The 14,259-nt window shown below is 61.6% G+C and carries 11 protein-coding genes and 1 pseudogene; 8 read left to right on the top strand and 4 right to left on the bottom strand.

The window, feature by feature from the left end:
- Positions 1-1,156: site-specific integrase (locus N5D20_RS24280; RefSeq protein WP_188252579.1), on the bottom strand; the 1,156-nt coding region annotated here is incomplete at its 3' end.
- Between the two features lie 257 nt (positions 1,157-1,413).
- Between N5D20_RS24280 and N5D20_RS24275 the strand changes: the two genes are divergently transcribed.
- The 7 genes from N5D20_RS24275 to nudE all read left to right on the top strand — a co-directional run bounded on the left by N5D20_RS24275 (position 1,414) and on the right by nudE (position 10,090).
- Positions 1,414-2,898: a SulP family inorganic anion transporter gene (locus tag N5D20_RS24275; RefSeq protein WP_086016262.1), complete on the top strand. Its 1,485-nt coding sequence runs from the start codon at positions 1,414-1,416 to the stop codon at positions 2,896-2,898.
- A 10-nt stretch (positions 2,899-2,908) separates the two neighbouring features.
- Positions 2,909-3,799, top strand: a complete 891-nt coding sequence (locus N5D20_RS24270) for a universal stress protein (RefSeq protein WP_046272807.1) — start codon at positions 2,909-2,911, stop codon at positions 3,797-3,799.
- A 24-nt stretch (positions 3,800-3,823) separates the two neighbouring features.
- A complete protein-coding gene (cfa, locus tag N5D20_RS24265; protein ID WP_005413430.1) occupies positions 3,824-4,990 on the top strand; it encodes a cyclopropane fatty acyl phospholipid synthase in 1,167 nt (388 codons plus the stop codon).
- 266 nt (positions 4,991-5,256) lie between these two features.
- Positions 5,257-5,646, top strand: coding sequence for a TraR/DksA C4-type zinc finger protein (locus N5D20_RS24260; protein ID WP_046272806.1), 390 nt, complete (start codon positions 5,257-5,259; stop codon positions 5,644-5,646).
- Positions 5,647-5,724: 78 nt separating this feature from the next.
- Complete coding sequence (pnp, locus tag N5D20_RS24255) at positions 5,725-7,920, top strand: polyribonucleotide nucleotidyltransferase (protein WP_100443866.1); 2,196 nt, start codon at positions 5,725-5,727, stop codon at positions 7,918-7,920.
- Positions 7,917-9,524 (top strand): chaperonin GroEL, encoded by a 1,608-nt coding sequence (gene groL / locus N5D20_RS24250; protein WP_005413427.1) that lies wholly within the window; start codon positions 7,917-7,919, stop codon positions 9,522-9,524. Before pnp ends, groL begins: the two co-directional genes overlap by 4 nt.
- Complete coding sequence (nudE, locus tag N5D20_RS24245) at positions 9,524-10,090, top strand: ADP compounds hydrolase NudE (RefSeq protein ID WP_032966771.1); 567 nt, start codon at positions 9,524-9,526, stop codon at positions 10,088-10,090. The genes groL and nudE overlap by 1 nt, the downstream gene beginning before the upstream one ends.
- Positions 10,091-10,224: 134 nt before the next feature.
- Here the strand turns inward: nudE and N5D20_RS24240 are convergent.
- Positions 10,225-10,365 (bottom strand): annotated as a pseudogene (locus N5D20_RS24240) (ISL3 family transposase); the annotation flags it as partial.
- Between the two features lie 100 nt (positions 10,366-10,465).
- Positions 10,466-12,073: a peptide chain release factor 3 gene (locus N5D20_RS24235; RefSeq protein ID WP_005413425.1), complete on the bottom strand. Its 1,608-nt coding sequence runs from the start codon at positions 12,071-12,073 to the stop codon at positions 10,466-10,468.
- Positions 12,074-12,435: 362 nt separating this feature from the next.
- Here N5D20_RS24235 and N5D20_RS24230 point away from each other — a divergent pair, with 362 nt between their 5' ends.
- A complete protein-coding gene (locus N5D20_RS24230) occupies positions 12,436-13,488 on the top strand; it encodes a DNA-binding protein (RefSeq protein ID WP_049432850.1) in 1,053 nt (350 codons plus the stop codon).
- A 20-nt stretch (positions 13,489-13,508) separates the two neighbouring features.
- On the opposite strand, the gene N5D20_RS24225 is transcribed toward N5D20_RS24230, so the two are convergent.
- Positions 13,509-14,259: hypothetical protein (locus N5D20_RS24225; protein WP_279923994.1), on the bottom strand; the 751-nt coding region annotated here is incomplete at its 5' end.

Here is a 14,259-nt window from a genome sequence, read left to right as displayed (position 1 = left end):
GGTCGGGATCGGTGGGAACAGTCAACCGGTACTCGCTGCTGGCGGTGTTCAGCCGCACCGCTTGGAACGGGGCCAAGCAGATCTCTTCGATTCTGCCCCGGGCCTTGGCCGCGCCGCGGCCGGCGCGGGCAAACGGGGTCAGCACCATGCGTAGGAGCAGCTGCAGGGCAGATTTGACCTCGGGCGCCGGCAGCGCCATCGCCGGAGCTGGCGCGGTTGGGCTGGGCAGGCTCGCTTCAATGCGATCCCGGGCGAACGGGTCACGCCCGTCCAGGTAACGCATGGCCGACTGAACATCGCGCCAGCCCACGTACTCCATCAACGCCTTCATGTCCCAGCCCTGATCGTTGGCCCAACTAGCAAAGCCGCGGCGCAGCGAATGGCTGCTGTGGAGCCCCGCATCGGCAAAGCCGGCACTGGCCAGCAACTCGCGCAGCAGGCGCACCAAACTGTTGGGATGGAGCCCTTCGGCACTTACGTGGCCCCACTGGTTGATTGCCCGAAACACCGGCCCGTCTTGCACGTTTGCCGCCTGCAGCCACACTTGGGTCGCCTCTACCGGACACAGCCGCGACAACGCCGGCACCTTATGGGTAACGCCGGCCGCTTGGCGATCGCCCTTGCTGCGCGGCAGGAAGCAGGTCATCCCCTGTCCCGGCACCAGCGTGAGATGGGCCACTTCCAGACGCAGCAGTTCATCGCCACGGAAGCCACGCCAGAATCCGAGCAGCACCAACGCGCGATCCCGCTGATGGCGAAGCGCCGCCGCCCCGTCGCCCCGGGCATGGGCCGCAGCAATCGCTGCGGCCAGCCAGTCATCGAGCTCGACCAGCCGCCGGATCTGCAGTGGCGCAGCCTGCTTGACCCGGGTCGGGTGGAGGGTCTGAATCCCTTTAAGTACCTTGCGCACCAGTGGCGAGCGGGTGGGATCCACAAATCCGTGATCCCGATGCCAAAAAGCGATCGCCGCCAGGCGATGCCGCAGCGTGCTGGTGGCCAGGGTCTGCGCGTAGGTGGCCAAGTACCGCGCCACACTGTCTGGGGTGGCCGGAAGGTGTCCTTGCCACTCGACCTCAAAGTGCCGTAACGCCGAAGCGTAGCTGCGCACAGTGTTCTCGCGGGTGGCGGCATCAATGTACTGATCGAGGATAGTCACCTGGCCCAGAACACGCACGTTTCAAAGGTGGCCGGCCAATCGTCCATCATTCGACGCAACTATGCAGATTGTGCTAGGCTCTCCAGCCAGCGGCCGCAAACAACAGCGGACCCAACTCTACTCCCGAGCCAGTGCCCATAGTGATTACGCCGCCCTAAATCCTGTCATCGGATCAAGCCCGCAAGCGGGCTTAGGGTTGTTATTTCGTAAATCACACTGTTGGCCCGACGACCAGTCGGGACTAGGGATATTCTGTTTTGACTACGCTTACTCGACTGCGCCAGGACTGGCTCGGCAATATTCGTGGCGACTTGCTTGCCGGCATAGTTGTTGCGCTCGCTCTAATTCCTGAGGCCATTGCGTTCTCAATTATTGCCGGGCTTGATCCCCAGGTGGGCCTCTACGCCTCATTCTGCATTGCAGTGGTTATCGCCTTTACCGGCGGTCGTCCGGGAATGATCTCGGCAGCTACCGGGGCCATGGCGCTGCTGATGGTTGGCTTGGTGAAGGAGCACGGACTGCAGTATTTGTTGGCAGCGACGCTCCTAACCGGGATGCTGCAGATCTTGGCTGGCACGTTTAGGCTCGGGGCGTTGATGCGTTTCGTCTCGCGCTCGGTCATCACCGGTTTTGTCAATGCGCTGGCGATCCTGATTTTCCTGGCGCAGCTCCCCGAGCTAACCAACGTCCCTTGGACCGTTTATGCGATGGTCGCCGCAGGGTTGGCCATCATCTATCTGTTGCCACGCGTGACCAAGGTCATTCCCTCGCCGCTGGTGGCCATCGTGGTCCTGACGATAGTCGCGCTCCTGCTCAAGCTTGATATCCGCACCGTGGGGGACATGGGCGAACTACCCGACAGCTTGCCGGTGTTCTTGTTGCCTGATGTTCCCTTGAATCTAGAGACACTGAAGATCATTTTCCCGGTTTCCGCCACATTGGCGGTCGTGGGCCTGCTGGAATCGATGATGACTGCAAAGATCGTCGATGATCTGACCGATACGCCGAGCAACAAAAACCGCGAAGCGGTCGGTCAGGGCATAGCCAACATCGCATCCGGCTTTGTTGGCGGCATGGCCGGTTGCGCCATGATTGGCCAGTCTGTCATCAACGTTAAGTCCGGCGGTCGTGGTCGCCTCTCATCACTGGCCGCGGGCGTATTCCTATTGTTGATGGTGGTATTTGCAGGCCCTTGGGTAAAGCTGATTCCCATGGCGGCGCTGGTCGCTGTAATGATCATGGTCTCCATTGGCACTTTCAACTGGGGTTCACTGGCGGCACTTAAGGCAAATCCCAAGACTTCTAGTGTGGTGATGATCGCCACAGTTATCGTGACGGTGTCCACCCATGATCTGGCAAAGGGCGTTTTGATCGGCGTACTGCTCTCGGGGCTGTTCTTTGCTCGCAAGGTAGGCCAGGTGCTTCATATCGGCTCCACTTCTGAAGAAGGTGGGCGTCTGCGGTGCTACACCGTGACCGGGCAGGTTTTCTTTGCCTCGGCTGACCAGTTCATTGCTAGCTTCGATTTCCGCGAGGCTTTGGAGCGCGTTCAAATTGACGTGGGCCGTGCCCACTTCTGGGATCTCAGCGCGGTGGGCGCACTGGACACGGTTGTGGTGAAGTTCAGGCGTGAAGGTACTGAGGTCGAAATCCTAGGAATGAACGAAGCCAGTGCGACGCTGGTGGATCGCTTGGGCGTCCACGACAAGCCCGACGCCGTCGAGCGGCTGATGGGCCACTGAGGAAGCAACCATGACAGACAAGATTGGACACTCCCATATAGATCACAGCGGCAGTGTATTGGCCGCCACCGACGCATCCGCTTACAGCGAGAGCGTGGCGCATTACGCCGCTTGGGCAGCGCACAGACTGGAAGCCCCGCTGGAATACCTTCATGTGCTTGACCGCCATCCGGAAGCGGCCAGTACCGCGGACTTCAGTGGGAACCTCGGAGCGGATGCCCAGCCCAGGTTGCTGGAAGGGCTCGCCTTGCTGGACGAGACCCGCAGCAAGCTGGGCCAAGAACGAGGCCGCCTAGTGCTGCAACAGGCCAAGGGGATTGCGGCCGCTTTCCATGGCATCGAGGCGGAGACGCGGATGCGGCATGGGTCCTTGGTGGACACCCTCATCGAGTTGGAAGGCGATGCACGCCTGTTTGTCCTTGGCAAGCGTGGCGAGCATGCGGATTTCGCCAAGGGACACCTGGGCAGCCAACTGGAACGCGTGGTACGTGCAGTCCATCGCCCATTGCTGGTGGCGTCGCGCAGCTACACGGAAATCGAACGCGTGCTGATCGCGTTCGATGGGAGCGCCACGACCCGCAAGGGCGTGGAAATGGTGGCGGCCAGCCCGTTGTTCAGTGGACTCGATATCCGTGTGCTCACCGTCGGAGCGACCAATGCCACAAACGAAGCCGCATTGCGCTGGGCGCTGGACACGCTGGCCGCGGCCGGATTGTCTGCGGCCGGCGCGGTGCGACCGGGCGAAGCGGAAGAGGTGATCGGCCATTACATCCGTGACGAGCATGTGGATCTGCTGGTCATGGGGGCCTATGGCCACTCGCGTATCCGCCAGCTGATTGTCGGCAGCACCACCACCACGATGCTGCGCACCTGCCGCGTCCCGGTGCTCCTTCTCCGTTGACGCCAACCACCGGCAGTAAGTCAAATGACCGAAGCATCAACCAAGCATAAATCCACTGAAACAATCAATCGAAACCACCTCCATCGAATGATGGACGAACTGCTGGAGATCGCTGATGTTCGACTGGGCGGTGATCGCCCATGGGATATCCGGTTGCTGGTCGATGGCGTCCCGGAGCGCGTATTTGCACAGGGCAATCTCGGCCTTGGGGAAAGTTACATGAACGGCGCATGGGAGTGCGATCGGCTGGACGAACTGTTCGATCGCATCCTGCGTGCGCGGCTCGATCGCCACGTCAAACCGTTGCGGCTCATGTTTCATTCGCTACGGGCCAAGCTGCTGAATCGGCAGACATCGCGACAGGCCTGGGAAGTCGGCGAGGCCCATTACGACCTCGGGAATGATTTCTACACGGCAATGCTGGACCCGCGCATGACCTACACCTGCGGCTACTGGGCCGATGCGAAGAACCTGGCGGAGGCGCAGGAAGCCAAGCTCGACATGATCTGCCACAAGTTGCGCCTGGAGCCCGGCATGCGGGTGCTCGACATCGGTTGTGGCTGGGGCAGCTTCATGGCGTACGCCGCCGAGCACTACGGCGTTGAGTGCGTGGGGGTGACGGTTTCGAAGGAGCAGACCGCATGGGCGACGGAGCGTTATGCCGACCTGCCACTGGAGTTCCGGCTGCAGGACTACCGCTCCATCAACGAGCGCTTCGATCGCATCGCCAGCGTCGGCATGTTCGAGCATGTGGGTCGCAAGAACCATCGCAGCTACATGGAAGTAGCTCATCGCTGCCTGGCCGATGACGGCCTGTTCCTGCTTCACACCATCGGCAAGAACCGGCGCAAGTCCACTACCGACCCGTGGATCGATCGCTACATTTTCCCGAACGGCGAGTTGCCGTCGATTGGCCAGATCGGTGATGCTTGCGACGAGCTCTTCGTCGTCGAGGATCTGCACAACTTCGGCGCCGACTACGACAACACATTGATGGCGTGGCATGCCAACTTCGAGCAGGCATGGCCTCATTTCGAGGACGAACTGGGGCAACGGTTCCATCGGATGTGGCGCTACTACCTGTTGTCCTGCGCCGGTGCATTCCGCGCCCGGGACCTGCAACTGTGGCAGTGGGTGCTGTCCAAGGATGGGGTTCGTGGCGGCTATCAGCGCCCAGAAGGCCCGAGGTAATCCCCCGTCGTTTGACGGGGGACTTGACATGCTATGATTTAGTGAAATTCACGATACAACACCCCTCCGCCTGTCTCGTCGATCTTGAGGATGGCCTCAAGCTCTACTAGGTGATGTGGTTTCCGCACAATGGGGTGCGGTTCAGAGGGTCAAGACGAGGCTCTCTCATGACCACTCCAATCTAACGCTCACTTCTTGGCCGCGGGCGCAATGCCCGCTTCCGGATGCCGCTCCCGGCATACCGCCTACCAAGATGAGGAGTCACCATGTCCGTACACGTTCAAAGTCTGGACGAATTCTTCAGCATGCTCGTAGAGGAGCAGCGGGACATTCGCATCACCCTCGCCGGTTTGGAAGACGCGGGCCAACCCGTCGCCCTCGATCAGACCACGCAAGGCCGCGTCAGCAGGATCGACGCCATCTCCCAGCAGCACATGGCCAAGGCGGGCAGCAGTCGCCTGATGATCCAGTTGGATCGGATCAAGGCGGCGCTGGATCGCTACGAATCGGGGCGCTACGGCATTTGCTGCCGATGTGAACTCGAAATCGGGCATGGCCGTTTGATGGCCGATCCCGCCGCGCCTTTTTGCCTGGAGTGCACCGAGGAACTGGCCGAGGCGAAACAGCACAACATGCGCCGAAACGCCGGTCGCTGAGTCCGCGCGGCACCCATTGGGCCGCCTCTGCGGTGGTCGGCATATCCTTGTTGATGAAAGGAAAACATAATGAATCTGATGACGAATGCACCGGCTAAATTACCGGTCGTGAAGCGCTGCGCCTTCGGGGCGCATGAACTCACCCTCGAAACCGGCGAGATCGCCAAGCAGGCGTCCGGCGCGGTCATAGTCCGCATGGGCGATACGGTGGTGCTGGTAACCGCGGTCGGCAGCAAGCGCGCGAAAGATGGACTCGACTTCTTCCCGCTCACCGTCGAGTACCGGGAGCGCTTCTACGCAGGCGGTCGTATCCCCGGTGGTTTCTTCAAGCGCGAGGGTCGCCCGACCGAAAAGGAAATCCTGACCTCGCGCCTGATCGACCGGCCGGTAAGACCACTGTTTCCCGATCAGTTCCGCCACGAGGTCCAGGTCATTGCGACCGTGCTGTCCGTCGATCCGTTGATCGATCCCGATATTCCAGCCATGGTCGGCGCCTCCGCCGCGCTGCGCTTGTCGGGGTTGCCGTTCAAGGGGCCGATTGGAGCGGTCCGCATCGGCCGCCACGGCGACAGTTTTCTGGTCAACCCGACCACCGAAGAGCTCAAGGCCTCCGACCTCAATCTGGTCGTCGCCGGCACCCGGCACGGCGTGTTGATGGTCGAGTCCGAAGCCAACGTGCTCTCGGAGGAGATCATGCTGGCGGCGGTGTCGCTTGGCCACCACGCCATGCAGCCCGTGATCGAAGCGATCGAGGAACTCGCCCAAGAAGCGAAGGTGACCAAGTGGGAGTGGAGCCATCCACCACGCGACCTGGCCCTGGCCGATACGGTGCGCACACAGATTGGAAACAACCTCAACAGCGCCTTGCTGATCACCGACCGGATCGCACGCAAGAAACGAGTGCAGGCGATCAGAAATGAAGTGTTGATTGCGCTAGCTGCACCGACGACCTCGGCAACGGGTTGGGAGGTCGCCCAAGTCCGCGCGGAGCTGGACGACCTCGAGTACACCGCTGTGCGCCGCATGGTGCTGCAGGATCGGCGTCGGCTGGACGGTCGCGGTCTCGAAGACGTACGTCCGATCTCGATCCAACTCGGCGTGCTGCCGCGCACTCATGGCTCGGCGGTGTTCACACGCGGCGAAACCCAAGCCATCGTGACCACCACGCTCGGCACTACGCGTGACGGCCAGGTCATCGATGCCGTCACCGGCGAGTACAAGGAACACTTCCTTTTCCACTACAACTTCCCGCCTTACTGCGTCGGCGAGACGGGTCCGATGATCGGCCCAAAGCGACGCGAAATCGGCCACGGCCGTCTGGCCAAGCGTGGCGTCGCCGCGATCATGCCGTCGATGGAAGCATTCCCTTACACCATTCGAATAGTGTCGGAGATCACCGAGTCCAATGGTTCTTCCTCGATGGCTTCAGTGTGCGGCAGCTCGCTGGCCCTGATGGCTGCGGGCGTTCCGGTCAAGGGGCCTGTGACAGGCATCGCCATGGGCCTGGTCAAGGAAGGCGATCGGTTCGCGGTGCTGTCCGACATCCTGGGTGACGAGGACCACCTGGGCGATATGGATTTCAAGGTCGCCGGCACTATCGACGGTATCTCGGCCCTGCAGATGGACATCAAGATCGACGGCGTGACCGCCGAGATCATGGAGGTGGCATTGGCGCAGGCGCGAGAAGGGCGACTGCACATCCTTCGGGAGATGGCCAAGGCCATCCAGGCCCCGCGCGAGCAGATGTCGGAGTTCGCACCGCGCCTGCTGACGATCAAGATCCATCCGGACAAGATCCGCGAGGTGATCGGCAAGGGCGGGGCCACCATCCAGGCGCTCACCAAGGAAACTGGCACGCAGATCGATATCCGGGACGACGGCACGATCGTGATCGCTTCGACCAGCGGCGGAGCCGCCGACACGGCGCGCAGGCGTATCGAACAGATCACGGCCGAAATCGAACCGGGTCGGGTCTACGAAGGTAAGGTGGCAAAGGTGCTTGACTTCGGCGCGTTCGTCACCATCGCGCCGGGCAAGGTCGGACTGGTGCACGTCTCGCAGATTTCTGACGAGCGAGTGGAAAACCCGAATTCCGTTCTGTCGGAAGGGGATGTGGTGAAGGTCAAGGTCCTGGAAGTGGACATGCAGGGTCGGGTTCGGCTTTCGATGAAGGCGGTGGACGGAACGAAAGTGTTGCTGCCGGAGTCGGCGTATGCCGGGGGTTCTGGCGGCTCCCCTCCGGCATGCGTTTTTATTGCGGAGGAACGGTCATGACGCACAGAGAGATCCTTTTCGATAATGATGCGCGGCTGCGCCTGCTGCGCGGCGTCAACATTCTCGCCAATGCCGTCAAGGCCACCCTGGGCCCGAAGGGCCGCAACGTCGTGCTCGAAAAGAGCTTCGGCGCCCCGACCATCACCAAGGACGGCGTGTCTGTCGCCAAGGAAATCGAACTGGCTGACAAGTTCGAGAACATGGGCGCGCAGATGGTGAAGGAAGTTGCTTCCCGCACCAACGATGACGCCGGCGACGGCACCACCACCGCCACCGTGCTGGCCCAGGCCCTGATCCGCGAAGGCGCCAAGGCCGTTGCTGCCGGCATGAACCCGATGGACCTCAAGCGCGGTATCGACAAGGCCGTGATCGCCGCCGTCGCCGAGCTGAAGAACATCTCCAAGCCGACCACCGACGACAAGGCGATCGCCCAGGTCGGTACGATCTCGGCCAACTCCGACGAATCGATCGGCAACATCATCGCCGAAGCGATGCGCCGCGTGACCAAGGAAGGCGTGATCACCGTTGAAGAAGGCTCGGGCCTGGAAAACGAGCTGGACGTCGTCGAAGGCATGCAGTTCGACCGCGGCTACCTGTCCCCGTACTTCATCAACAACCAGCAGTCGCAGACCGCTGACCTGGACGATCCGTACGTGCTGCTGCACGACAAGAAGATCTCCAACGTGCGCGACCTGCTGCCCGTGCTGGAAGGCGTGGCCAAGTCCGGCAAGCCGCTGCTGATCATCGCCGAAGACATCGAAGGCGAAGCGCTGGCGACTCTGGTGGTCAACACCATCCGTGGCATCGTCAAGGTCGTGGCCGTCAAGGCACCGGGCTTCGGCGACCGTCGCAAGGCGATGCTGGAAGACATGGCCGTGCTGACCGGCGGCACCGTGATCTCCGAGGAAATCGGTCTGTCGCTCGAAAAGGCGACGATCAAGGACCTGGGCCGCGCCAAGAAGGTGCAGGTCTCCAAGGAAAACACCACGATCATCGATGGCGCCGGCGAGAAGGCCAACATCGAATCGCGTGTCACCCAGATCAAGACCCAGATCGAAGACACCTCGTCGGATTACGACCGCGAGAAGCTGCAGGAGCGCGTTGCCAAGCTGGCCGGCGGCGTGGCGGTGATCAAGGTCGGTGCGTCGACCGAGATCGAGATGAAGGCAAAGAAGGCCCGCGTCGAAGACGCCCTGCACGCCACGCGTGCGGCGGTGGAAGAAGGCATCGTCCCGGGCGGCGGCGTCGCGCTGCTGCGCGCCAAGGCCGCGATTGCAGGCCTGAAGGGCGCCAACGAAGACCAGAACCACGGCATCCAGATCGCCCTGCGCGCGATGGAAGCACCGCTGCGCGAGATCGTCGCCAACGCCGGTGAAGAGCCATCGGTCGTGGTCAACAAAGTCAAGGAAGGCAGCGGCAATTTCGGCTACAACGCCCAGACCGGCGAATACGGCGACATGGTCGCGTTCGGCATCCTCGATCCGACCAAGGTCACCCGCTTGGCCTTGGAGAATGCGGCCGCTGCTGCCCGCATGTTCCTCAGCAGCGGCGTCGCGATTGCCGAAGCAGAACCGCCGGGCGCGGTGCAATCGGAAGACGGCTGATGTCCCGCCTCAACACGATCCTGCGCCTACCGGTCATCCATCGGGCTGATGCGACCGAGCTCGGCCCGTATTGCCTGGAACAGGTGCATCTCGAATTCGCGAACGGGGAGCGACGGCTCTACGAGCGGCTCCACACCCGCTCACCTGGAAGCGTCATCATCGCCGCGATGCCCGATCCGCACACGGTACTTTTGATTCGCGAGTACGCGGTGGGCACCCATCGATACGAACTTGGCCTGCCCAAGGGACGTATGGACCCCGGCGAGTCGATTCTCGAGGCCGCCAATCGCGAGCTGAAGGAAGAGGTCGGAATGGGCGCCAAGGTTATGCGCTATCTGCGGCCACTGACCTTGGCCCCCACCTACATGAGCAACGCCATCCATCTGGTACTGGCGGAGGACCTGTACCCGGAGCGCTTGCCGGGGGACGAACCCGAAGAGCTCGAGGTGGTCCCTTGGCAGCTCGATCGCCTCCACGAATTGGCCCTGCGCGAGGACTGCTCTGAAGCGTGCTCGATCGCGTCGCTGTTCATCGTGCGCGAGGTGATGCGGGAGCGTGGGGGTTAGACGTCCGGCATCAATGCCTATCGAGCACGCGGTCGACGTCCGCGCCGATCAATTGCCGATTCGACCGGAGGTGAGGGGTTCATGAACGTGATGGTTTCCCCTGCGCTGCACGCGACCCACGGCTTGGGAGTGTCGCAGTGCTCGCAGTACATCGTCCGCGCCGATGGCTTGAGGTAGATCGTGACGGTCCGGCTGTCATCCTCAGGCCACGCCACGCGCTCTACCCGATAGCCTTCCCGGCCATCCAGCTTTTCGATCGTCTTCCGGTCCAGCATGGCTGCATCCTCGAATCTAGGAAATCAGGCCTCAAGGGCACCGTTGGTCAGCCGAGGCTCCACGGTAATCCGCAAAGAACCATTTTTACACGGACAACCCCTAGTCCGCGCGACCCACGGCTTGGGAGTGCTCGCGTGTGGCTGTGAAGCAAATCTTCGGTGCACGTTCCTGCGCCATCTGCAGGTTGACGCGACTGGGTGCCAGGTAGACCAGGGCTCCGGAAGCATCGAGCGCAAGATGGGTTGCCGCCTTCTCACGGAACTCTTCGAGATCGGAATCGCTCTCAGCCTGGATCCAGCGCGCAGTGTGGATCTGGACCGGTTCGAAACTCGCTTCCACGCCGTACTCGTCCTTTAACCGATAGGCCACCACCTCGAACTGCAGGGTTCCGATTGCCCCGAGGATCAGGTCGTTGGACAACAGTGGCCGGAAAAACTGCGTGGCTCCCTCTTCAGACAACTGGGTCAGACCCTTTTGCAAATGCTTGAGACGCAACGGGTCCCGCAGGCGGATGCGCCGGAACAGCTCGGGGGCAAAGCTCGGTATGCCGGTGAACTGCAACGGATCGCCGACGGTGAACGTGTCGGCGATGGCGATCGTGCCGTGGTTATGAATGCCAATGACGTCGCCCGGGTAGGCGTGCTCGGCCAACTCACGCTCGGACGCCATGAACGTCAAGGCATCGCCAAGCCGCATCTCCTTGCCCGTGCGGACATGGAGTGCCTTGATGCCGTGCTGATAGCTGCCGGAGCACACGCGCAGGAAGGCGACGCGGTCGCGATGCAATGGATCCATATTGGCCTGGATCTTGAACACGAAGCCACTGAAAGCCGGCTCCTCTGGCGAAACCTTCCTCAGGGATGCGTCGCGTGGCTTGGGTGCCGGCGCATGCGTGACGAAGAAGTCGAGCAGCAACTGGACACCAAAGTTGTTCACCGCCGAGCCGAAGAATACCGGAGTCTGCAGACCTGCCAAATACAGTTCGCGATCGAAGGGATGAGACGCGCCCTGAACCAGGGCCAGCTCCTCCCGGACCTCATCGAGGAGCTGCGCTCCGACGCGCTTGACCAGTGCAGGATCCTCTATGGATGGGAAGATCGTCGAATCCTGTCGCGTGAAGTTCTTGCCAGTTTCGAACAGGTGGACCTCGCCGGTCATCAGATGGATCACGCCCTTGAGCCTCGATCCCATGCCGATCGGCCAGGTGATCGGTGCGCAGGGGATGTCGAGGACGCGCTCGACCTCGTCCAGCAGTTCGACCGGCGACTTGCCTTCGCGGTCGAGCTTGTTGATGAAGGTCATGATCGGCGTGTCCCGCAGCCGACAGACCTCCATCAGCTTGATCGTGCGCTCTTCCACGCCCTTGGCGCAGTCGATGACCATCAGCGCCGAATCGACCGCGGTCAGCACACGGTAGGTGTCCTCGGAGAAGTCGGCATGCCCCGGCGTATCGAGCAGGTTGACGATGCGGCCATCGTAGGGGAACTGCATCACCGACGAGGTGACCGAAATGCCGCGTTCCTTCTCCAGCGTCATCCAGTCGGACGTGGCGTGCTTGGCTGACTTCCGGGACTTGACGCTACCGGCCTGGCGAATGGCGCCGCCAAACAACAGAAACTTCTCGGTCAGGGTGGTTTTCCCGGCATCCGGGTGCGAAATGATGGCAAACGTGCGGCGGCGCGCGGCCTCCGCGGTATGGGTCGGCATAAGACTCCCTCAAGCGCTGTGCGCTGTAACCACGTCTTGACGATCTAGGCCCAGGCTGGGTCTAGGGCGGCATTGGCGTGGTCGTGGGAGAAGAATGGGCCATTCGCGCTCAATTTTAACCCAGCACGAGGCCCCTCTGGATGGCCTGGTCGATAGAGGTGCCATAGGCGTCTGCAGGGGCGTCTCCTCTCGGACCGTTTCGTACGTGCCACCGGTGAAATCTGGAGCAAAAAGACGATCAGGCGGGATAATTCAATATTATCCCGTATAACTATTTTCGCCGACGAGCGGTCGTCTACCTGCTTTAATAGTATGTAATTACATGGTATGTAATACATTACGAAATAAAGTGAGGTGGCACGATGGCGCGCGCAGGACTCTATAAGAGTGACGTCCAGAAGGCGCGCGACGCGCTGCTGGCCCAACGCAAGAAGCCGTCAGTCGACGCGGTGCGAGTGGCCTTGGGCAACACGGGCTCCAAGACCACGATCCACCGCTACTTGCGTGAACTGGAAGGAGAGGAAGGCGGCGGTCCGGCGAGGACGGTAGCCGTTAGTGATGCTTTGCAGGACTTGGTTGCGCGCTTGGCCTCGCGGCTCCAGGAGGAAGCAGAGTCCATCCTCACCCAGGAGCGTGAGCGCCATCAGGCTGAGCTCCACAGTCGGCAACAGGCGCTTTCCGGTGCCCAAGAGGAGGCTGCCGCCTTGAGCAGTCGGCTGCAGCGCACCGAAGCAAGCCTGCACCAAGAGCAAGCTGCTCACGCCCTCCTTCAACAGAATCTAGGTGACAGGATCGCGGAAATCGCCCAGTTGAACGAGCGCATCGCTGGCATGACGGTGCGGCTGGCTGATCATGAGGCGCATACGCGTTCTCTGGAGGACAAGCATGCCCATGCCCGGGAAGCGCTTGAGCACTACCGCACTTCAACCAAAGAGCAGCGTGAGCAAGAGCTTCGCCGTCACGAGCATCAGGTCCAAGAGCTGCAAGTAGCCTTACGTCAGGCCAATGAAGCCTTGGGCGCGAAGAATCAGGAGCTGTTGGTGCTGAACCGCGACAATGGTCAATGGCTGGAGCGCCACGGGCGGATTGAGCGTGAGCTTGCCCAGCTACGACAGGCCCACGAAGGCCAACACAGCGAGGTCGTGGCGTTGCGCCAGACCGCGACGGACTATTTGGCACTGCAGGAGCGCTGGAAGACTGACGCCAAGACCTTGGATACCATGCGCAACGAGCTAGCTCAAGTTCAAGACACCCTTGCGCGGGAGCGTGAGCGCCGCGAGAGCGCTGAAGCCGATGCGTTGCGTGCCAATGCACGTCTTGAAGCGCTAGAGCCTCTACTGAATCAACTGACGCCAGCACAAAATGCGGTGAAGAAAACTAGGCGCGGCCATGCGCAAGATGGGGGAGCCGACTGACGAGGCTGCTCGTTTGTCTGCTAGCGGCTGGGGTGGCGCTCACCTGTCCAGTACGCCCATTCCATAGGGACGACCCAATCTACAAACAGTTTGGCTACTGAGGACTCCGGTGCCAAATGATAGGGATTGAACATGCCTTGCTCGGGCGAACTGGTCATCAGGTAGCGCAGGCGCTTCTGGACCTCCTGAAAGATGGCTTCCCGCACATGGGCGCTGTCGTGCACGCCAAGACGCATCGCCACCGAGGCACCTTGGCGTACCGCCGCCCAGCAGCAGTAACGCCACCGCGCGATCGGCAAGCCCCGCGGTCCGGATTGAAAGACGAACCCCACATCACGTGCCCAGCCTGGGTCGAAGTGATGTTTGAGCAATTGCTGCTCCAGAAACTGCTCGGTCTCCCAGAGTGCAAGTTCATCCCACAGCTCCAGTTTCGCGTCCGCCAAGTCTACATCGTGTGCCATATCGCCGAGTTGGTCTTCCAGCACCGGGAGCAGGTGCCTGCGCTCGTGGGTAGACCAGGCGAAAGCCCATTGCAGATCTTCGATGGGCGTGACCTCGGCATCGGGGCGGATCTGCCATCGATCGGCTGGCCAGGGAACTTGGATCAAGGCCAAGTCTCGCAGCGTGTCCAGCACCAGCAAGGTGGAGCGGCGTGTGGGCGCCACCGGTAGGCGTCGTAGCTGCGCGGCTAACAGTGCGGCTAGGAAAAGGGTGCCACGAAGGCCCAACTCCTCGATGCTGGCGACCCCAGATGGCGTCATTGACGAGGTT

The organism is Stenotrophomonas sp. GD03877 (genome assembly GCF_029840555.1).
GTDB classification, from domain to species: Bacteria; Pseudomonadota; Gammaproteobacteria; order Xanthomonadales; family Xanthomonadaceae; genus Stenotrophomonas; species Stenotrophomonas geniculata.
The sequence above is the reverse complement of the archived record's forward strand: the minus strand, read 5'-3'. Positions and strand labels throughout refer to the sequence as shown.